Here is a 20,384-nt window from a genome sequence, read left to right as displayed (position 1 = left end):
GCTCCATCTGGGCTACGATCTCGACTCCATTGATCCAGATCAAACCGGGAGCCAACGATAAAAGGAAGCTGATCACCTCGGCTTGATACAACAACGAGGGAGATTGCCATGAGGCTGGTCGGCATCAAGCGAACGCTACTTTTTGCAGCCGTTCTGGGCTGCGGAATTTTCGGCTCGACCCAATGGTCGAACGACGCCGGCACCGTGTTCGGCGTTTCAAGCGCCGAAGCCAGGGTCGGCCGACCGGCAACTCCCGCGAGCGTTGCCGGCGTTGCACGCCGAACCACGCGGCGCGCGGTCGTCGGTGGCGCGGCTGTGGGTGCGGCAGCTGCCGGCGCAGCATGCGTCCGCGTCTATGTGAACGGCGCCTACGTGTGCCGCTGATGCCTTCGCGCCGGCGAGTCCAAATCGCCGGCGCGGGAGCCTCGATTGCCGGTCACACCCCCGCCATCATCACGTATTTGATCTCGACATATTCTTCCATGCCGTGACGTGAGCCTTCACGTCCCAGGCCGCTTTCCTTGACGCCGCCGAACGGCGCGACTTCCGTGGTGATGAGACCGGTGTTGACGCCGACCATGCCGGACTCCAGCGCTTCGGCGACGCGCCAGACGCGGCCGAGATCGCGGGAGTAGAAGTACGACGCCAGGCCAAACGGCGAGGCGTTGCACATCGCGACCACGTCGGCTTCGTCCTTGAAGCGGATCACCGGCGCGAGCGGGCCGAAGGTTTCCTCCTGCGACACCAGCGAGTCCGACTTGACGTCGGCCAGCACGGTGGGTTCGAAGAACGAGCGGCCGAGCTCGCTGCGCTTGCCGCCGGTCACGACCTTGGCGCCGCGCTTCACCGCATCAGCAATGTGGCGCTCGACCTTGTCGACCGCCTTCAGGTTGATCAGCGGGCCCTGCGTGACGCCGCTCTCGGTGCCGTCACCGATCTTCATCGCGGCGACCTTCTTCGAGAGCTTCTGCACGAACTCGTCGTAGATCTTGTCCTGGGCGTAGAGGCGGTTGGCGCAGACGCAAGTCTGACCCATGTTGCGATATTTCGAGACGATGGCGCCTTCGACCGCAGCGTCGATATCGGCGTCGTCGAACACCACGAAGGGCGCATTGCCGCCGAGCTCGAGGCCAAGCCGCTTCACGCCAACGGAGGCCTGCTGGTAGAGGATCTTGCCGACCGCGGTCGAGCCGGTGAAGCCGACGAAGCGCACCGCCGGATGCTCGCACAGCACCTTGCCGATCGGCGGGGCGTCCCCGGTGATGATGTTGAGCACGCCCTTGGGGATTCCGGCCTTCTCGGCAAGCACGGCCAGCGCCAGGGCCGACAGCGGCGTCTCGTTGGCGGGCTTGAGCACCACGGTGCAACCGGCGGCGAGCGCCGGGGAGACCTTGCGGGTGATCATCGAGTTCGGGAAATTCCACGGCGTGATCGCGCCGCAGACGCCGATCGGCTGCTTGATCGCGAGCAGCCGCGCGTCGGGCCGCTGCGTCGGAATGGTCTCGCCGTAGACGCGGCGGGCTTCCTCGGCGAAGAACTCGATATAGGCCGCGCCGATATCGACCTCGCCGAGCGCTTCCGAGAGCGGCTTGCCCTGCTCAGAGGTCAGGATCAGCGCGAGATCCTCGCGGTTGGCGATGATCAGCTCGAACCATTTGCGCAGGATGTTGGAGCGCTGCTTGGCGGTGTGCTTGGCCCAGGCCGGAAAGGCACGCTGAGCGGCCTCGACCGCCTTGGTGGTATCGTCGGCACCAAGCTGCGGGACTTTTGCAAGCTCGACGCCGGTCGCGGGATTGTTGACGGCAAAGACCGGCGTGCCGACCCAGGTGCCGTCGATGTAGCAGGCCTCCTTCAGGAGCGAGGGGTCTTTCAACCGGTCGCGCAGGGTGGCGGTGGCTTGCGTGGCGCGTGCGGCAGCGGGCGGTGTCATGGCGTTACTCCTCGAACGATCATTTCGGGGCGATCGGATCGGCCGGAATATAGGGACATGCAGCGCGCAATGCACCGTCCCACAACGCACATCTGATGGGAGCTAAACCGGCAGCGGCCTTAGGCCGCGCCGCTCATATAGGTCTCGCGGCGACCGATCATGCGTTCGGCCGCGGCCTTGGCGTCGGCCTTCGACGAGGTTGCGCAGGTACGATATTCGAGATCGGGAACGACGGACGGGTTGCGGCGGCCGAACCAGTTCTTGGAGCCCACCGGCAGCAGCGCCAGCGCCTGCGCCAGATTGTCGACTGCACCGAAGGAATAGAGCGCGCCGGTCCCGGCGATCCGCACCTCGTAGATCCCAGGCGAAATCGGCGCCTCCAGGTTCTCGCCCCGTCCGGGACGGGGATAGCGCTTCCATTCGCTCCAGGTCGAAATCATCTGAGGTCCCCCTCGCGGCCGCTCGGCGACCGCCCAATTTGCATCAAGTCTTAACGTCGGCCGTCGATTGGCCGAGTGCTGAACGCCGCAACGCACAAAATGTTTCAAGTGCTTCAAACACAGGAATCATATCGCCAGCGCCCATTCACGGTCACGGCGAGATGCGGTCATCCACCGCAGATTGTGACGGAGTGTTGCCGTTCGGCCTGCTTGTCGTCCTGCGTGGGGCACGGACCGTCAAGTCACGACATCGCGACCGAAGCGGGCATCTGGACGCGCTTGCCGCGCGGAGCGTGCGGGAGGACAATCGATCACTGCCAACAATAATCAAACTCGAGGAAACGCCATGCAAAGCAAAGCTGAGATCGACGAGATTCTGCGTCAGAAGAGCGACGCCAAGGAGATCCCCGGCGTCGTCGCCATCGCCGCCAGCGGTAACGACGTGCTGTATCAGGGCGCGTTCGGCAAGCGCGACCTGTCCAAGCCCGACGCGATGACAGCGGACAGCGTGTTCTGGATCGCCTCGATGACGAAGGCGGTGACATCGGCGGGCGCGATGCAGCTGGTCGAGCAGGGCAAGCTGTCGCTGGATGCGCCGATCGGCGACGTGCTGCCCGATCTCGCCAATCCGCAAGTGCTCGAGGGCTTCGATGCCAAGGGCGAGGCGAAGCTACGGCCGGCCAAGGGGCCGATCACGCTGCGCCAGCTGATGACCCACACCGCCGGCTTCTGCTACAACATGTGGAACGGCGATCTGGCGGTCTATCTCGACAAGAACGGCATTCCCGCGATCACCACCTGCCAGAACGCGGCGCTGAAGACGCCTGTCATGACCGATCCCGGCACGCGCTGGGAATACGGCACCAACATCGATTTCGTCGGCAAGGCCGTGGAAGCCGTCAGCGGCAAGCGGCTGGACGCCTACCTGCGCGACAATCTTTTCGCGCCGCTGGGCATGAGCGACACGGCGTTCAAGATCACCGACAACATGCGCAAGCGCCTCGTCGGCATGCACGCGCGCGGCGAGGACGGGCAGCTCGCATCGATCCCGTTCGAGCTCGAGCAGAATCCGGAATTCCACATGGGTGGCGGCGGCCTCTATTCGACCGCAGCCGACTACATCAAATTCACCCAGATGATCCTGAACAAGGGGAGCGGCAACGGCAACCAGGTGCTGAAGGCCGATACGATCGCCATGATGAGCCAGAACCAGATGGGCGATCTCAACATGACCAAGATGACGACGGCGGCGCCCATGTACACCAACGACGTCGATCTCTATCCGGAGCAGGTCAAGAAGTGGGGCCTCAGCTTCATGATCAACACCGCCAAGACGGCTGAAGGCCGCAGCGCCGGCAGCCTCGCCTGGGCGGGCCTTGCCAACACCTATTACTGGATCGACCCGGCGCGTGACGTCACCGGGGTGATCCTGATGCAGCTGCTGCCGTTCGCGGATGGAAAGTGCCTGGAGACATTCGCGGGCTTCGAGCGCGGGGTGTACGCCGGGCTCGATGCGGGGAGCGGGCAGAAGGCGGCCTAGCCACTTAGTATGAGGTGAGCGGCGTCGCGCGCCTTCGCCACAATCGATAACCTCGTGCCCAAGGCCATCGGCTTCAGGCACGAGGCACCAGCTTTGAGGAGACGAACTTGGCGGACGATCTGGCAGATAAAGCCGACAGCTACGTTTGCGGCATCTCGGACACGCCGCTGCTCGGCGACACCATTGGCCGCAGCCTCGACCGCGCCGTGCGGCGCTGGGGCGATCGCGAGGCACTGGTCTCGCCCAGCCACGGCGTCAGATGGACCTGGCGGGAATTCGCCGAGCGGGTCGATGCGCTCGCCGCCGGCTTTCTCGCGCTCGGGCTCGAACGCGGGGAGCGGATCGGCATCTGGTCGCTGAACCGGCCGGAATGGACGCTGACCCAATTCGCCGCCGCCAAAGCCGGCCTGATCCTTGTGACGATCAATCCGGCCTACCGCCTAAGCGAGCTCGAATTCGCCCTGAAGAAGGTCGGCTGCGCTGCAATCGTCACGGCAACCGCGTTCAAGACCAGCAACTACATGGACATGCTCAACACGCTGTTGCCGGAGCTGGCGGGCGCAAAGCCCGGACAGCTGCAGGCGGCGCGATTGCCGGCCTTGCGGATGGTGATCCAGATCGGCGGCCCGGCGGCCTCAGGCACTGTCGCGTTCGAGGAGGTCGCGCGCATGGGCCGAGCGGAGCATCGCGAAAAACTTGCCGCGCTGGGCGCTGCGCTCCAGTTCGACGACCCCGTCAACATCCAGTTCACCAGCGGCACCACGGGATCGCCAAAGGGCGTCACGCTGACCCACCACAATATCCTCAACAACGGCTATTTCACGGGACGCGCGATGCGGCTGACGGAGCAGGATCGCATCTGCATTCCGGTGCCGCTCTATCATTGCTTCGGCATGGTGATGGGCAACCTTGCCTCGGTCACGCTCGGCACCACCATGGTCTACCCGGGCGAGGGCTTTGATCCGCTGGCGACGCTGCGCGCGGTCGAGCAGGAGAAGTGCACCGCGCTGTATGGCGTGCCGACCATGTTCATCGCGGAGCTCGATCACCCCGAATTCAAGAATTTCAATTTGAAATCACTGCGCACCGGCATCATGGCCGGCGCGCCCTGCCCGATCGAGGTGATGAAGCGCGTCAACACCGAGATGAACATGCGCGAGGTCACCATCGCCTATGGCATGACCGAGACCAGCCCGGTGAGCTTCCAGAGCGCGACCGACGATCCGCTCGAGCGCCGCGTCTCCACGGTCGGCCGCATTCACCCGCACGTCGAGGTCAAGGTCGTCGATCTCGAAGGCAAAATCGTCAAGCGGGGCGAACGCGGCGAGCTCTGCACCCGCGGCTACAGCGTCATGCTGGGCTATTGGGAGGAGAAGGAAAAAACGTCCGACGTGCTCGACGCCAATGGCTGGATGCACACCGGCGACCTCGCCACCATCGATGCCGCCGGCTATTGCAACATCGTCGGCCGCATCAAGGACATGGTGATCCGCGGTGGCGAGAACCTTTACCCGCGCGAGATCGAGGAGTTTTTGTACCGTCACCCCAAGATCCAGGACGTGCAGATCTTTGGCGTCGCCGACACCCGCTACGGCGAGGAGCTCTGCGCCTGGATCCGCGTCAGGCCGGGCGAGACGCTGACGGCCGAGGAGGTCCGCGCCTTCTGCGACGGCCAGATCGCCCACAACAAGATCCCGCGGTACGTCGAGTTCGTCGATGAATTCCCGATGACGGTCACGGGCAAGATCCAGAAATTCGTGATGCGCGATGCCGTTGAGGAGCGGCTGGGACTGAAAGCGGCGAAGACAGCGTGAGGGACTGAGTACCCTTTCCGCACGACGGCTGTCATTCCCCGCGCAAGCGGGGAATCCAGTACACTGCGGCTTCTCGATTCAATCACAATCGCCTCTGGAATACTGGATCGCCCGGTCGAGCCGGGCGATGACAGCAAGGCTGGTGCGCGACTTCCCTAAACCGTCAGCCCGCGCTGCTGGGCCAGCTCCCTCAGCGACACAAGCGGACGCGCACCGATGTGCTGGATCACTTCGGCGGCCGCGAGCGCGCCGAGCTCGCCGCACTGCTTGTGCGCGAGGTTACGTGAAAGGCCGTAGAGGAAGCCCGCTGCGAAGAGATCGCCGGCGCCGGTCGTGTCCACCAGTTTCGTGACCGGCGAGGCCGGGGCTGCGACAGCGTCGGTCGGTGTCACCACGACGCAGCCCTTCTCGCTGCGGGTGACCACGCCGAGACTGACGTCGTTGCGCAGCTGCTTCAGGGCGGTGTCGAAATCCGAGGTCATGTAGAGCGAATGCAGCTCGGATTCGTTGGCAAAGACGATGTCGACGGTGCCGTTGCGCATCAGCGCGAGAAACTCGTCGCGATAGCGATCGACGCAGAAGGAATCCGACAGCGTCAGCGCCACCTTGCGCTTGGCATCATGGGCGATCTTGGCCGCCTTGACGAAGGCGTCCTTGGCGTTCTTGGGGTCCCAGAGATAACCCTCGAGATAGACGATGCCGGCAGCGGCGATCTCGGCCGGATCGATGTCGGCGGGCGAAAGGTCCTGCGCGGCGCCGAGATAGGTGTTCATGGTGCGCTCGCCGTCACCGGTGACCAGGATGTAGGAGCAGCCGGTGGCGGGGCCGTCCTGCGCGGCGGGCGTGTTGAAGGCGACGCCGGCAGCGCGGATGTCATGGACATAGAGCTTGCCGATCTGGTCATCCTTGACCTTGCCGACATAGGCGGCGCGTGCCCCCAGGCTGCCGATGCCGACGATGGTGTTGGCGGCAGATCCCCCCGAGACTTCCGTGGCCGGCCCCATGTCCTTGTAGATGGCGGCCGCCCGCGCCTCGTCGATCAGGGACATGCTGCCCTTGGTCATGCCATGCTTGCCCAAAAAGGCCTCGTCGGTCCTGACCAGCACGTCGAACAGCGCGTTGCCGATGCCGAGAACGTCATATTTTACGTCAGCCATTCACCTTGATCCTGTTTGGCGGATTGCGAACCCTGCGGAAATCCGCTTCCTGTCATCCCGAAATCTGGCTCGCGGCCTATCACGACCGAGCCTGCGCGAGCAAGCAACGGTATGATAACGAGCCGATGATCCGCTCCTTCCTGACCGTCTCGACGGGAACACTGGCCTCGCGGCTGCTGGGCTTTGCCCGCGATTCCCTGATCGCGGCGCTGCTTGGCACCGGCGCCGTGGCGGATGCATTCCTGGCCGCCTTCCAGCTGGTCAATGTGGTGCGCCGCCTGCTCAGCGAAGGCGCGCTGAACGCGGCGCTGGTCCCGGCCTGGCTGCGCATCCGTGACCGCGACGGCCCGGCGGCTGCGGCGGCGTTCGCCGGACGCGTGCTCGGCACGGTCAGTGCGGCGCTGATTGCGATCTCGCTCGGCATTGCCCTGCTGATGCCGCTGATCATGACGGTCATCGCGCCCGGCTTTCTCGGTACCGGCACGCTCGATCTCGCGGTCCAGAACGCGCGGCTGATGCTGCCTTATCTCGCCTTCGCCGGTCCCGTCACCGTGCTGATGGGCCTGCTGAATGCGCAAGGGCGATTTGCGCTCACCGCGTTCTCGCCGCTGCTGTTCAACATCGCGCTGATCGCCGCGATCGCTTTGCTCCTGGTCTGGCACGCCGACGCCGGCTTCGCCGCGTGGCTGCTGGCGGCCACCGTTGGCATCGCCGGCTTGCTGCAACTCCTGATGCTGCTGTCGCAGCGCAGTGCGCGCCTTGCCACGCCTCTGCGCGTCAGTTTCGACAAGGAGATGCGCAGCTTCTTCGCCAAGGCGATCCCCGGCATGATCGCAAGCTCGGGACCGCAATGGCTGATGGTCGCGGGCGCGATCATCGCATCGGCGACGCCGTCCGCGGTGTCCTGGCTCTATTTCGCCAACCGCCTGATCGAGCTGCCGCTCGGCATTGTCGGCGTCGCCATGGGCACCGTGCTGGTGCCGGAACTGACGCGCGCGGTGAGTGGCGGCGACCGTGATACGGTGGCGCATGCACAATCGCGCGCGCTGGAGCTTGCGACGGGGCTGGCACTCCCCGCCACGCTCGGCCTGATCGTGCTGGCCGAGCCGATCGTGCGGCTGTTGTTCGAGCATGGCGCTTTCGGCGCCGAGGACAGCATGGCGACCGCGCACGCGCTGATGTGGCTGGCACTGGGTCTGCCGGCCCATGTGCTGATCAAGGCGCTGTCGCCGGCCTTCTATGCCCGCAGCGACACGATGACGCCGCTCAGGGCCACCGCCATAGGCATTGTGGTCGCTGTCGTGCTTGCCGTGCTGCTCGGCCATTTCTTTGGCGCCAGCGGGATCGCGGCGAGCATCGCGGCCGGCGCCTGGAGCGGCGCGCTCTCGCTGCTTCGGAAGGGCACCAGGGAGTTCGGCTTCTCGGTCGACACTGCTGCCCGCAACCGGCTGCCGCGGATCGTGCTCGCCGCAGCCGCCATGGGCGCCCTGCTCTGGCTGACCACGGGCCTTGTGCCTTCAGACGCGCATGGCTTCATCCGCTTCGTCGTGCTGGGCCTGCAGATCGGGGCCGGCATCGCGGTCTATGGCCTGCTGCTGCAGATCCTGGGCGCGGCCTCGTGGCGCGAGGCGGCTGCCGCCTTGAAGCGGCCCGCCTGAACGGGCTGCGCTTGCGAATTGCCCTTGACGGGGCAGCGCCGCTGTTGGAAACGACGGCCGAATACCTATGGGAAGGCTTACCATGCCATTCGTTGAACGGGTCTTTTCGGGCGTCCAGCCGACGGGCAATCTGCATCTCGGCAATTACCTCGGCGCCATCGTCAACTTCGTGAAGATGCAGGAAACCCACAACTGCATCTATTGCGTCGTGGATATGCACGCGATCACGCAAGGGGTGGACGTCTGGGGCGGGCCGGCCGAGCTCGCGCGCAACACCCGCGAAGTGACTGCGGCGTTCATCGCGAGCGGCATCGATCCCAAGAAGCACATCGTGTTCAACCAGAGCCAGGTCTCCGGCCATGCCGAGCTCGCCTGGATCTTCAACTGCGTCGCGCGCATGGGCTGGCTCGGCCGCATGACCCAGTTCAAGGAAAAGGCCGGCAAGGACCGCGAGAATGCCTCCGTCGGCCTGTTCGACTATCCCGTGCTGATGGCGGCCGACATCCTGCTCTATCGCGCCACCCATGTGCCGGTCGGCGAGGACCAGAAGCAGCATCTCGAGCTCTCGCGCGACATCGCGCAGAAGTTCAACAACGACTTTGGCGACTCGATCCGCAACCTCGGGGCCAATGACGGGCTGTTCTTCCCGCTGCCGGAGCCCCTGATCACGGGCCCCGCGACGCGGGTGATGAGCCTGCGCGACGGCACCAAGAAGATGTCGAAGTCCGATGCGTCAGACAATTCGCGCATCAATCTGACCGACGACGCCGACACCATCGCGCAGAAGATCCGCAAGGCGAAGACCGATCCGGAGCCGTTGCCGTCAGAGGAGAAGGGCCTGGAAGCCCGTCCCGAGGCCGACAACCTCGTCGGCATCTTCGCCGCGCTCTCCGGCCGCCCCAAGGCGGACGTGCTGCGCGAATTCGGCGGCGGCCAGTTCTCCAGCTTCAAGAACGCGCTGGCGGAGCTGTGCGTCACCAAGCTGGCGCCGATCGCCGGCGAGATGAAGCGCCTCGTCGCCGACCCCGGCCATATCGATTCGATCCTGAATGAAGGTTCCGACCGGGCCCGCGCCATCGCCGACGAGACGATGAAGCTCTCCAAGGACATCGTCGGCTTCATCCGCCGACGATAGAGACGGTCGGCGCCAGCGCGCCGGCCGCATCTCCTCTCCCCAACCCTGCGGGAGTGTGGCAGCATGCCGGCCGTGCACATGCCGGGAGATGCATGACCAGCAAGCGCCTTTGCTTCGAGCCGGGTCACAAGCCCAAATGCCTCGTCGTCGTCGACGACACCGCCGAATGGGATCGCGCGGTCTACTATGCCAGCCGCTGGGCGATCCGCGCCGGCGGCGGCGTAGTGATGCTGCGCATCATCGAACCCGAACAGCAGAGCCAGGAATGGCTGGGGGTCGCCGACATCATGCGCGCCGAAGCGCAGGAAGCGGCGGAGGCCGCGCTCGACCGTGCCGCCGGCCGCGCCAACGGCATCGCCGCAATCACCCCGGAGCGGGTGATCCGCGAGGGTGTGCCGATGGAGCAACTGCTGGCAGTGATCGACGAGGACCCTGATATCGCCATGCTGGTGCTCGCCGCCAATCCGGGCGCGGAAGGGCCTGGCCCCCTGGTCGCGCTGCTGGCCCACGCGGTCGGAACCTTCCCGATTCCCGTGACCATCATTTCCGGCGCGCTCAGCGACCAGAGCGTGGATTCGCTATCGTAGGCTGCTGCTCTTCTTGCCCTCCCCTGGAGGGGGAAGGTCGCTACGCATGCAGCGAAGCGGAATGCATAGCGGGGTGGGGTGACGGTCTGTCCACCTCGCACACTGCCCGTGTTGAGAGATCACCCCACCCCGCTCGCGCTGCGCGCGATCGACCCTCCCCCTCCAGGGGAGGGTAAAGCGAAGCCAACTCTCTGAAATTCATAGACTAATATCTCACATCCCCTTGATCGTGCGTTCTCCGTCGCCATCTGCTAGTGGATAAAGCACGCGCCGGCCTTGAACCGGCGACGTCTGGAGAAAACCATGTTCATTCAAACCGAAGCCACCCCCAATCCCGCCACGCTGAAGTTCATTCCGGGCCGCGTCGTGGTCGACGGCAGCCCGATGGAATTTGCGAGTCGCGAAGCCGCCGCCCGCTCGCCGCTGGCCGAAAAGCTGTTCGAGGTGCCCGGCGTCACCGGCGTGTTCTACGGATCGGACTTCATCACCGTGACCAAGGCGAACGGTGAATGGCAGCAGCTCAAGCCCGCGATCCTCGGCGCCATCATGGAGCACTACATGTCCGGCGCGCCGCTGCTCGCCGGAGGCGAAGCGCACAGCGATGCCGATCTCGACGACGATGACGAGTTCTTCGACGAGGCCGATGCCGAAACGGTCGACATGATCAAGGACCTGATCGAGACCCGCGTGCGGCCGGCGGTGGCCAATGACGGCGGCGACATCACCTTCCGCGGCTTCAAGGACGGCATCGTCTATCTCAACATGAAGGGCGCCTGCTCCGGCTGCCCGTCATCGACCGCGACCCTCCAGCACGGCATCCAGAACCTGCTGAAGCACTTCGTGCCCGACGTGGTCGAAGTCCGGCCGATGTAAGCGCGGCATCGTAGGTGCCGTAGGGTGGGCAAAGCGAAGCGTGCCCACCTTTTCTGCCATAAGATACAGGTGGTCGGCACGGCGCAAGTGCGCCTTTGCCCACCCTACGAAGTAAGTCATATCGGAGGCCTGCAAATCGTGCGTGACGAATGGCGTATCGGCGACTGGTTCGCTAGACTGTTCGCCATTCACCACTCGCCATTCGCTTGTCCATGCTGATCCTCGCCATCGATACCGCGCTCGACGCCTGCTCCGTCGCCGTACTCCACACCGAAACGGCCGAGCTCGTTGCGCAGGAGCAGCTTCTGATGAAGCGCGGTCACGCTGAGGCGCTGATGCCGATGATCGCGCGCGTCATGCAATCGGCCAATCTCGCCTTCACCTCGCTCGACCGCATCGCGGTCACTATCGGCCCCGGAAGCTTCACCGGCCTGCGCGTCGGCATTTCGGCGGCGCGCGGCCTTGCGCTTGCGGCCGAGCGGCCGGCGATCGGCCTGACCACCTTGTCGGCCTATGCCGCCGCCATCGTCGGCCAGAGCAAATCGGCACCCGTGATCTCTGCAATCGACGCGCGGCACGACCATGTCTATTTCCAGATCGTCGCCGGCGACGGCAGCCAGCTGGTGCGGCCGAGCGTTGCTCCCATCGACGAGGCGATCGCGGCCTCGCAATTCGGCGCGCCGCATCTGGTCGGCAATGCAGCAAACATCCTCGCCGACCGCTGGCCGAAGGATGTCCCGCAGCCGGTCGCGGTCGACGCGCAGCCCGCGCCCGATATCGGCTGGGTCGCATGGCTCGGCGCTGCCGCCGATCCCGCGACGAATCCGGCGCGGCCGTTCTATCTGAAGGCGCCCGATGCCAAGCCGGCGGCACAGCCGCCATTTGCAGCACAAGCCGCGACCCCATGATGAGATGGCTGTCGGAATGGTGGCGCGGCGGCACCGCCGCCGTCGAGCCCGCATCCGTGCGTGACGCCGCTCAGCTGGCGCAGCTTCATGGCGCCTCCTTCGCGCGCGGCTGGGGCGAGGGCGAATTCGAGAGCATGCTCAGTGAGCGCAACACGCTGGTGCACCGGTTGCGCCTCGGCCGCAGGACCGTCGGATTCGCGGTGTCGCGGATCGGGGCGGATGAAGCGGAAATCCTCTCGATCGCGGTGGACGAGGCCTATCGCGGCCGCGGTCTCTCCCGCACGCTGCTGATGACCCATCTCGGCCACCTCGCGGGGCGCGGCGTGCGCACAATATTTCTCGAAGTTGAGGAAAATAACCAGCCGGCGCGGCGGCTCTACGAGAGGGCCGGATTCGTGGTGGTCGGGCGCCGCGAACGCTACTATAAGCAGCCGAACGGGGAACAATTGAACGCCCTTCTGATGCGACGTGACTTGTCGTAACATTGGTGGCAGAAAGCGCCCCCGCCAGGCAGACAAACTATGACCGCACTGAAACCTTCTTCCGCGTCCAAGGCGTCCGGCATCGAGGCGCGCTGTGCCGCCACCGGCATGCGCATGACCGAGCAGCGCCGTGTCATCGCCCGCGTGCTCGCGGAGGCGATCGATCATCCCGATGTTGAGGAACTGTACCGGCGCTGCGTTGCCGTCGACGACAAGATCTCGATCTCGACCGTGTATCGCACCGTCAAGCTGTTCGAGGATGCCGGCATCATCGAGCGCCATGATTTCCGCGAGGGCCGCGCGCGCTACGAGCAGATGCGCGACAGCCATCACGATCACCTCATCAATCTGCGCGACGGCAAGGTGATCGAGTTCACCTCCGAGGAGATCGAGAAGCTGCAGGCGGAAATCGCCCGCAAGCTCGGCTACCGGCTGGTCGATCACCGGCTCGAGCTCTATTGCGTCCCGCTCGACGACGACAAGCCGACGTCTTGAGTGGCATGATCTCCGCGCAAACGCGTTTCGCGTTTGTCGCGCGGGAAAACCGCTACACACTTTTCCGGATCATGCCTTAGTGCCGATAGACCTCATCATCTTCGATTGCGACGGTGTACTCGTGGACAGCGAGGTGATCTCCTGTCGCGCCCATGCCGACGTGCTGACGCGGCACGGCTATCCGATCACCTCGGAGCAGGTGTTCGAACGTTTCCTCGGCCGCTCAACGCGGCAGGCCAATCTGGAGATCGAGACCGAGCTTGGCCGCAAGCTGCCCGAGGCCTATCACGGCGATCTGCAGGACGAGCTGTTCCGCTCGTTCGAGGCCGACCTCGAGGCGATCCGCGGCATTCGCGATGTGCTTGATGTCGTCACGCAAGCCGTCTGCGTCGCCTCTAGCGGCTCGCACCAGCGCATGCGCGTCAGCCTGGGAAGCACCGGCCTCTACGAACGTCTCGCGCCAAATATCTTCTCGGCCTCGCAGGTGAAGAACGGCAAGCCGGCGCCGGACCTGTTCCTGTTCGCGGCGAACGAAATGGGCCTGCCGCCCGAACGGTGTGTCGTGATCGAGGACAGCCTGGCCGGAATTGCCGGCGCCCGGGCCGCCGGCATGACGGTGTTCGGCTTTTACGGGGGCAGCCACTGCGGGGAGGGCCATGCCGAGACCCTGCGTCAGGCCGGCGCTGACTTGACCTTTGCCGACATGCATCAATTGCCGGAGTTGGTCCGGCGGGTCGGCGCGGATGTCCTGGCGGGCTGAGGGGCTTCTTCCCGGTCATTCCGGAGCACGCGCGGAGGCGTGAACCCGGAATCTCGCCCAAAACCTCCCGGATTCCGGGTTCGCGACTGCGTCGCGCCCCGGAATGACGGCTCAAGAGGCTCCATTCGCTGGATTTTCGTCCCTCCAACCTATATTTGAAGGCCGTTCTCCACCGCCATTCCAGGTTCCATGACGCCGCCGCGCAAGCTGCACATCAAATCATATGGCTGCCAGATGAACGTCTACGATGCCCAGCGCATGGTGGACACGCTGGCTCCGGAAGGATTCGTGGAGACGGCCAGCGCTGAAGACGCCGACCTCGTCATCCTCAACACCTGCCACATCCGCGAGAAGGCGTCCGAAAAGGTCTATTCGGAGCTGGGCCGATTGCGTGTCGCCAAGGACGAGGCTGCGCGCGGCGGGCGAGCCATGCAGATCGCGGTCGCGGGCTGCGTCGCGCAGGCCGAGGGCGAGGAGATCGTGCGCCGCGCGCCTGTCGTGGATGTCGTGGTCGGACCGCAGAGCTATCATCACCTGCCGGAGCTGCTGAAGCGCGCCGGCAACGAAGGCCGCGCGATCGAGACCGAGTTTCCGGCCCAGGACAAGTTCGGCTTCCTGGCTCAACCCAAGCCCGACGCGATCCGGGCGCGCGGCATTTCCGCTTTCGTCACGGTGCAGGAAGGTTGCGACAAGTTCTGCACCTTCTGCGTCGTGCCCTACACGCGCGGCTCGGAAGTCTCGCGCCCTGTCGCCAAGATCGTCGACGATGTGAAGCGGCTCGCCGACAACGGCGTGCGCGAGCTGACGCTGATCGGGCAGAACGTCAACGCCTATCATGGCGAGGGACCAGACGGGAAAACCTGGCCGCTCGGCAGGCTGCTCGAGCATCTGGCGACAATTCCCGGCATCGCGCGGCTGCGCTATTCGACCAGCCACCCCCGCGACGTCGACGACAGCCTGATTGCCGCCCATCGCGATCTCGGTGCCCTGATGCCGTTCGTGCACCTGCCGGTGCAATCGGGTTCGGACCGCATTCTGGCGGCCATGAACCGGAAACATACCGCCGATGATTATCGGCGGGTCATCGACCGTTTCCGCGCCGCGCGCCAAGACATTGCTTTTTCATCAGATTTTATCGTGGGTTTCCCCGGCGAGGACGAGCAAGATTTTCTCGCCACCCTCGCGCTTGTCACGCAAATCGGCTACGCTGCGGCTTATTCGTTCAAATACTCCGCCCGGCCGGGAACGCCGGCCGCGGACATGCAGGAGACGGTGTCCCCCGCCGAGATGGACCAGCGATTGGAGCGGCTCCAGGAACTGATCGACAGCCAGCAATCGGCCTTCAACAAGGCCGCGATTGGCTCAACGGTCGACGTGCTGTTCGAGCGTCCGGCGCGCAAGGACGGCCAGATCGTCGGCCGCACCGCATTCCTGCAGCCCGCCCATGTGATGGCCTCGCCCGACATCATCGGACACATCCTGCCTGTCAGGATCGACAGCCTCGAACGCTACAGCTTTCTCGGTGAGCTCGTGACGCCGCGTGGGGCGCGCGAGCCCGCTTTATCGCCAGCCATCGGAGCCTGAACCCTTGCCAAAAAGCGCATCGGATTCGTCTTCTCTCGCTCCCAGCCGTAAATTTGACCGCGACATGCAAGTTCCGCCCGAGACCCAGGTCGTCATCGACTTCGACGACAACCGCGCCGCTTCCGCGCTGGTCGGCCCCTACGGCCAGCATCTGGCGCAGATCGAGCGGCGGCTCGGCGTCGTCGTCGATTCCAAGGGCAACCACATCACGATCGGCGGCACGCGCGACGGCTGCGACGCCGCACGCCGCGTGCTGGAGATGCTCTACGCGCAGGCCGTGAAGGGGCAGGATCTGGACCAGGGCGAGGTCGAGGGCGCGATCCGCGCGGTCATCGCCCAAGGCTCGCTGTTCGAGTTCGACGCCAAATCGGCCAAAGGGGCGACCTTCGACAGCATCAATCTGCGCAAGCGTCCGGTGCGCGCGCGCACCGCCGCCCAGGACTCCTATATCCGCGCGCTGAAGCGCCACGAGCTCGTGTTCGGCATCGGCCCGGCCGGCACCGGCAAGACCTGGCTCGCGGTCGCACATGCCGCGCAGCTGTTCGAGCGCAAGGAGGTCGACAAGATCATCCTGTCGCGGCCGGCGGTGGAAGCCGGCGAGCGGCTCGGCTTCCTGCCCGGTGATCTCCGCGAGAAGGTCGATCCTTATCTCCGCCCGATCTACGACGCGCTCTACGACCTCATGGATGCGCGCATCGTCGAGCGCGCACTCCAGACCGGCGAGATCGAGATCGCGCCGCTCGCCTTCATGCGCGGCCGCACCCTCACCAACGCCGCCATCATCCTGGACGAGGCGCAGAACACCACGTCGATGCAGATGAAGATGTTTTTGACGCGCCTCGGCGAGAACAGCCGCATGATCGTGACCGGCGATCCCTCGCAGATCGACCTGCCGAACGGCCAGACCTCGGGCCTGGCCGAAGCGACCCGCCTCCTGGGCGGCGTCGAGGGCATTGCCCAGGTTCATTTCAAAGCCGAGGACGTGATCCGCCACGAACTCGTGGCGCGAATCGTTGCCGCTTACGAAGGCTCGCCGCAGCGGCCGGCCGCCGGCAAATCCTGACGAGGCAACAGCCGGACCCAGAGGACGCGGATGAAGGCGCCTCATCGTTCCGAACAAAGACAATGTCACATCCGAACCTTCCCATGACCGAGGTCCTCGTCGTCGCCGATTGCTGGCAGCGCGAGCCCGATTCCGAAGCCGTGATCCAGCGCGCGGTTGCGGCCGCCGCCGAGAGTGTCGACGAAGACGTCGCCGACGCGGAAGTGGCGGTGATGCTGACCGATGATGCCGGCATCCGCACCCTCAACAGCAACTGGCGCGGCATCGACAAGCCGACCAACGTGCTGTCGTTTCCCGCACTCCAGCCGGAGGGCGAGTGGAAGCCGGGCGATGCGCCGCGCATGCTCGGCGATATCGCGATCGCCTACGAGACCATGCGGCGCGAGGCGGACGAGGAACACAAGCCGTTCGACCACCATTTGAGCCATCTCGCGGTGCACGGCTTCCTGCACCTGATCGGCTACGATCACGAGAACGACAGCGACGCCGCGGAGATGGAAGCCCTGGAGACGCAGATCCTGGCTCACCTTGGAATTCCCGATCCCTATGCAGACCGCGCAGGGACGCACTGAGATGCCGGACTCCGACCCGATTCAGGACAATCCACGCCACACGGCCAATCTGCCGGCCGTGGTGACCCAGGGCGAGGTGATGCGCCCGACCGCCGATGGCTGGCTCCTGCGCGCCATCCGCACGCTGTTCGGCTGGAAGGCGGGATCGGTGCGCGACGACCTCCAGGTCGTGCTCGATGCGACCACGCCCGACGACACCGGCTTCTCGGCGGTCGAGCGCACCATGCTGCGCAACATCCTCGGTCTGCACGAGCGCCGCATCGCCGACGTCATGGTCCATCGCGCCGACGTCGTCGCGGTGAAGCGCGACATCCCGCTCGGCGAGTTGATGGACCGCTTCGAGAGCGCCGGCCATTCGCGCCTCGTGGTCTACAACGAGACGCTGGACGATCCCGTCGGCATCGTCCACATCCGCGACTTGCTCGCCTTTATGACCGCGCGTGCGCGCGTGCCGGAAGCCACCAAGACCAAGCGCAAGAAGCCGCTGCCGGCCGGGCTCGACCTCCGCGCCGTCGATCTCGCGCTGCCACTCGAGGAAGCGCGCATCATCCGCAAGCTGCTCTACGTGCCGCCGTCGATGCGGGCGATCGACCTGCTCGCGCAGATGCAGGCCACGCGCATTCACCTCGCGCTGGTGGTCGACGAATATGGCGGCAGCGACGGGCTGGTTTCGCTCGAGGACATCGTCGAGCAGATCGTCGGCGAGATCGACGACGAGCACGACAGCGACGAGCCGCCCTCGATCGTGCGGCTGCCCGACAATGCCTTCATCGCCGACGCCCGCGCCAGCCTCGACGACGTCCGCTCGGTGATCGGCGAGGATTTCGTCACCGGCGAGGCCGGCGAGGAAGTGGAGACGCTGGGCGGCTATCTCGTCAGCTTCGTCGGGCGCCTGCCGGTGCGCGGCGAGGTAATCTCGGGTCCCGGCAATTACGAGATCGAGGTGCTCGATGCCGATCCGCGCCGCGTCAAGCGGCTGCGCATCTCGACGCGGAAGGAGCGTCCCGCGCCGCGCACCCAGCGCGAGAGCCGGCGCCGCGAGGCTGCGCCGGACAGCGGTCCATCGCCGGCCAATGACACGCCCAGCCCGCCGCCAAGCGACGGGACCGGCCAACAGTGAGCCCGTTCCAGCGACTTCGGCAGATTGCGCTTGCCATCATTCTCGCCTGGGGATGGAAACGCGCCGTCATCGCCATGGGGTGCGGAGCGCTGTCCGTGCTGGCGCTGGCGCCGTTCAACCTCTTCCCGGTGCTGTTCATCACCTTCCCGGTGCTGGTCTGGCTGATCGACGGCGCCGGCGCCGGACGCTATCGCGGCGTCCCCGCCGCGGCGCTGACCGGCTACTGGTTCGGACTCGGCTATTTCGTCCCCGGCCTCTACTGGATCGGCTACGCCTTCTTCGTCGAGGCCGACGTATTCGCCTGGCTGACGCCGTTCGCCGTGCTCGGCCTACCGGCCTATCTGTCCATCTTCACGGCGATCGGCTTTGCGCTGGCGCGCCTGCTCTGGACCAAGAACGCGACGCGCGTGCTTGCACTTGCGGCAAGCCTCACCGTCAGCGAATGGCTGCGCGGCCACCTGCTGACCGGCTTTCCCTGGAACGCGTTCGGCTATGCGCTGTCCGAGCCGCTGCCGCTAGCGCAGACGGCCTCGCTGGTCGGCCTGTGGGGCATGACGTTCCTGACGGTTGCGATCTTCGCGAGCCCCGCGACGCTGATCGACCGCACGCCCGATCGCCGCCTGGCGTGGCGGGCGCCGGCGGCTGCAATCGCGCTCCTGCTTGTCATGAGCATCTTCGGCGCGATCCGCCTGTCGCTGCATCCGACCACGATGGTCTCAGGCGCCAAGCTGCGCCTGATGCAGCCGAACCTGCAGCAGGACGCCAAATTCAATTACGCCGCCAAGTCGGAGGTGATGAAAAAATATTTGGCGCTGTCGGACCGCGCCTCCGGCCCGCAATCGACCGGCGTGCGCGATGCCACCATCCTGATCTGGCCGGAATCCGCATTTCCGTTCTTCCTGACCCGGGAAGCCGACGCGATGGCACAGATCGCCGATCTTCTGCCCAAGGGCACGGTGCTGATCACGGGGTCGGTCCGCGCGCCCGACCTGCCGCGCGGCACGCCGATCACGCGTGCCTATAATTCGATCTACGTCATCGATCACGACGGCAGCGTGCTCGCAGTGTACGACAAGTTGCATTTGGTGCCGTTCGGAGAATTTCTTCCCTACCAGGCACTGATGGAGAAGCTCGGTTTCGAGCAACTGACGCGTGTGCGCGGCGGCTTCATTCCCGGCACGGTGCGGCATGCGCTGCAGGTGCCCGGCGCGCCGCCCGCGCTACCGCTGATCTGTTACGAGGCAATCTTTCCCGGCGAGGTGGCTGGACGCTGGATCGTGAACCTCACCAATGACGGTTGGTTCGGCATCTCGACCGGCCCCTATCAGCATCTGGAGCAGTCGCGCATGCGCGCGATCGAGCTGGGATTGCCGCTGGTCCGCTCTGCCAATACCGGTATCTCTGCGGTGATCGATCCAATGGGCCGCACCGTCGCCAGCCTCGGTCTCGGCATCGAAGGCATTTTGGATGCAAGCCTGCCTGCCGCGATATCACCGACCGTCTATGCGCGGGTTGGCGATGTGCCGGCCGCCATGCTCGTCGCGCTGGCCGTGATTCTAGCGGTCCGCCGACGTGTCACCAAGCGGAAGGCCTGATCGCGCCGTCGCCGCGGAGGCGGCCGGAAACTTTTGACAACCGTAGTCCCACGGTTGACAGACTGCACATGGGCTCCCCATTCTGCACCGGCTGCAAAAGACAGTGGGCATTGCTAAATTTCTCCGCAATGTTTCCCAATAAGAGGGTCTGATTTGACGATGCTTGCACCTGAGGCACTCCAGTTGATTGCGCTGAAGGTGGTGTTTGGAGGGCTGAGGAAATGTCGAAAGCGCCCAACCCTGTTGACAAATATGTCGGCAGTCGCGTGCGTATGCGCCGCATCATGTTGGGCATGAGCCAGGAAAAGCTCGGTGAAGCTTTGGGCCTGACTTTCCAGCAGATCCAGAAATACGAGAAGGGCACGAACCGGGTCGGTGCGAGCCGCATCCAGCAGATCGCCGAAATTCTCCAGGTGCCGGTGTCGTTCCTGTTCGAGGGCGGCCCGAGCGGCGTGCCGGGTCCGGATGGCTTCAGCGAAGGCGCCTCGCCTTCCTATGTGTCGGACTTTCTCGCGACGTCCGAAGGACTTGCACTGACCAAGGCGTTCACGCGAATTACCGATTCGAAGATGCGCCGCTCGATCGTCGATCTCGTCGAGCAGATTGCGGCTCGCGAAGGTCCCGACAAGCGCTGATCGCCAGCTCAATGGCGATTTGAGACGGCGTCAAAT

Annotated in this window: 20 protein-coding genes; 17 read left to right on the top strand and 3 right to left on the bottom strand. The window is 65.2% G+C overall.

The window, feature by feature from the left end; all coding sequences use genetic code 11:
* Nucleotides 1–108: 108 nt before the first annotated feature.
* Entirely contained in the window at nt 109–384 is a 276-nt protein-coding gene (locus tag GGD66_RS27190; protein ID WP_018319442.1) for a hypothetical protein, read from the top strand.
* Nucleotides 385–436: 52 nt separating this feature from the next.
* On the opposite strand, the gene GGD66_RS27185 is transcribed toward GGD66_RS27190, so the two are convergent.
* Together GGD66_RS27185 and GGD66_RS27180 are read right to left on the bottom strand one after the other, a co-directional pair.
* Nucleotides 437–1,930, bottom strand: coding sequence for an NAD-dependent succinate-semialdehyde dehydrogenase (locus GGD66_RS27185; RefSeq protein ID WP_183259521.1), 1,494 nt, complete (start codon nt 1,928–1,930; stop codon nt 437–439).
* A gap of 119 nt (nt 1,931–2,049) precedes the next feature.
* Nucleotides 2,050–2,370, bottom strand: coding sequence for a hypothetical protein (locus tag GGD66_RS27180; protein WP_183259520.1), 321 nt, complete (start codon nt 2,368–2,370; stop codon nt 2,050–2,052).
* Between the two features lie 346 nt (nt 2,371–2,716).
* On the opposite strand from GGD66_RS27180, the gene GGD66_RS27175 reads away from it, so the two are divergent.
* Nucleotides 2,717–3,910 carry a serine hydrolase gene (locus tag GGD66_RS27175; RefSeq protein ID WP_183259519.1) on the top strand — a complete coding sequence of 398 codons (1,194 nt, stop codon included), beginning with the start codon at nt 2,717–2,719 and terminating at the stop codon, nt 3,908–3,910.
* 119 nt (nt 3,911–4,029) lie between these two features.
* A complete protein-coding gene (locus GGD66_RS27170) occupies nt 4,030–5,724 on the top strand; it encodes an AMP-binding protein (protein ID WP_183259622.1) in 1,695 nt (564 codons plus the stop codon).
* A gap of 155 nt (nt 5,725–5,879) precedes the next feature.
* On the opposite strand, the gene GGD66_RS27165 is transcribed toward GGD66_RS27170, so the two are convergent.
* A complete protein-coding gene (locus GGD66_RS27165) occupies nt 5,880–6,881 on the bottom strand; it encodes an adenosine kinase (RefSeq protein WP_183259518.1) in 1,002 nt (333 codons plus the stop codon).
* A gap of 125 nt (nt 6,882–7,006) precedes the next feature.
* On the opposite strand from GGD66_RS27165, the gene murJ reads away from it, so the two are divergent.
* The 14 genes from murJ (at nt 7,007) to GGD66_RS27095 (ending at nt 20,348) form a co-directional block, all read left to right on the top strand.
* Nucleotides 7,007–8,539 carry a murein biosynthesis integral membrane protein MurJ gene (murJ, locus tag GGD66_RS27160; protein ID WP_183259517.1) on the top strand — a complete coding sequence of 511 codons (1,533 nt, stop codon included), beginning with the start codon at nt 7,007–7,009 and terminating at the stop codon, nt 8,537–8,539.
* Nucleotides 8,540–8,621: 82 nt separating this feature from the next.
* The gene (gene trpS / locus GGD66_RS27155) at nt 8,622–9,674 is read left to right on the top strand and encodes a tryptophan--tRNA ligase (RefSeq protein WP_018319435.1); all 1,053 of its coding nucleotides are present in this window, start codon (nt 8,622–8,624) and stop codon (nt 9,672–9,674) included.
* A gap of 92 nt (nt 9,675–9,766) precedes the next feature.
* Nucleotides 9,767–10,261 (top strand): universal stress protein, encoded by a 495-nt coding sequence (locus GGD66_RS27150; protein ID WP_026202179.1) that lies wholly within the window; start codon nt 9,767–9,769, stop codon nt 10,259–10,261.
* A 303-nt stretch (nt 10,262–10,564) separates the two neighbouring features.
* On the top strand, nt 10,565–11,134 hold the full coding sequence (locus tag GGD66_RS27145; protein ID WP_183259516.1) for a NifU family protein: 570 nt from the start codon (nt 10,565–10,567) through the stop codon (nt 11,132–11,134).
* A 212-nt stretch (nt 11,135–11,346) separates the two neighbouring features.
* Nucleotides 11,347–12,042, top strand: coding sequence for a tRNA (adenosine(37)-N6)-threonylcarbamoyltransferase complex dimerization subunit type 1 TsaB (gene tsaB / locus GGD66_RS27140; protein WP_183259621.1), 696 nt, complete (start codon nt 11,347–11,349; stop codon nt 12,040–12,042).
* Nucleotides 12,039–12,524 (top strand): ribosomal protein S18-alanine N-acetyltransferase, encoded by a 486-nt coding sequence (rimI, locus tag GGD66_RS27135; RefSeq protein ID WP_018319431.1) that lies wholly within the window; start codon nt 12,039–12,041, stop codon nt 12,522–12,524. Before tsaB ends, rimI begins: the two co-directional genes overlap by 4 nt.
* Before the next feature lie 39 nt (nt 12,525–12,563).
* On the top strand, nt 12,564–13,019 hold the full coding sequence (locus GGD66_RS27130; protein WP_018319430.1) for a Fur family transcriptional regulator: 456 nt from the start codon (nt 12,564–12,566) through the stop codon (nt 13,017–13,019).
* A 79-nt stretch (nt 13,020–13,098) separates the two neighbouring features.
* Nucleotides 13,099–13,779: an HAD family hydrolase gene (locus GGD66_RS27125; protein ID WP_092251493.1), complete on the top strand. Its 681-nt coding sequence runs from the start codon at nt 13,099–13,101 to the stop codon at nt 13,777–13,779.
* Between the two features lie 189 nt (nt 13,780–13,968).
* Nucleotides 13,969–15,363, top strand: coding sequence for a tRNA (N6-isopentenyl adenosine(37)-C2)-methylthiotransferase MiaB (gene miaB, locus GGD66_RS27120; protein ID WP_183232241.1), 1,395 nt, complete (start codon nt 13,969–13,971; stop codon nt 15,361–15,363).
* Nucleotides 15,364–15,427: 64 nt separating this feature from the next.
* Nucleotides 15,428–16,426, top strand: coding sequence for a PhoH family protein (locus tag GGD66_RS27115; protein ID WP_018319427.1), 999 nt, complete (start codon nt 15,428–15,430; stop codon nt 16,424–16,426).
* A gap of 83 nt (nt 16,427–16,509) precedes the next feature.
* Nucleotides 16,510–16,998 (top strand): rRNA maturation RNase YbeY, encoded by a 489-nt coding sequence (ybeY, locus tag GGD66_RS27110; RefSeq protein ID WP_246786149.1) that lies wholly within the window; start codon nt 16,510–16,512, stop codon nt 16,996–16,998.
* Between the two features lies 1 nt (nt 16,999).
* Entirely contained in the window at nt 17,000–18,118 is a 1,119-nt protein-coding gene (locus GGD66_RS27105) for a hemolysin family protein (protein ID WP_246786148.1), read from the top strand.
* Entirely contained in the window at nt 18,115–19,713 is a 1,599-nt protein-coding gene (gene lnt / locus GGD66_RS27100; protein WP_183259515.1) for an apolipoprotein N-acyltransferase, read from the top strand. Before GGD66_RS27105 ends, lnt begins: the two co-directional genes overlap by 4 nt.
* Nucleotides 19,714–19,934: 221 nt before the next feature.
* Nucleotides 19,935–20,348: a helix-turn-helix domain-containing protein gene (locus tag GGD66_RS27095; RefSeq protein WP_018319423.1), complete on the top strand. Its 414-nt coding sequence runs from the start codon at nt 19,935–19,937 to the stop codon at nt 20,346–20,348.
* Nucleotides 20,349–20,384: the final 36 nt, after the last annotated feature.

The sequence above is a fragment of the Bradyrhizobium sp. CIR48 genome, assembly GCF_014198315.1.
GTDB lineage: Bacteria > Pseudomonadota > Alphaproteobacteria > Rhizobiales > Xanthobacteraceae > Bradyrhizobium.
Note: the sequence above shows the minus strand (reverse complement) of the source record. Positions and strands in the feature narration are given on the sequence as shown.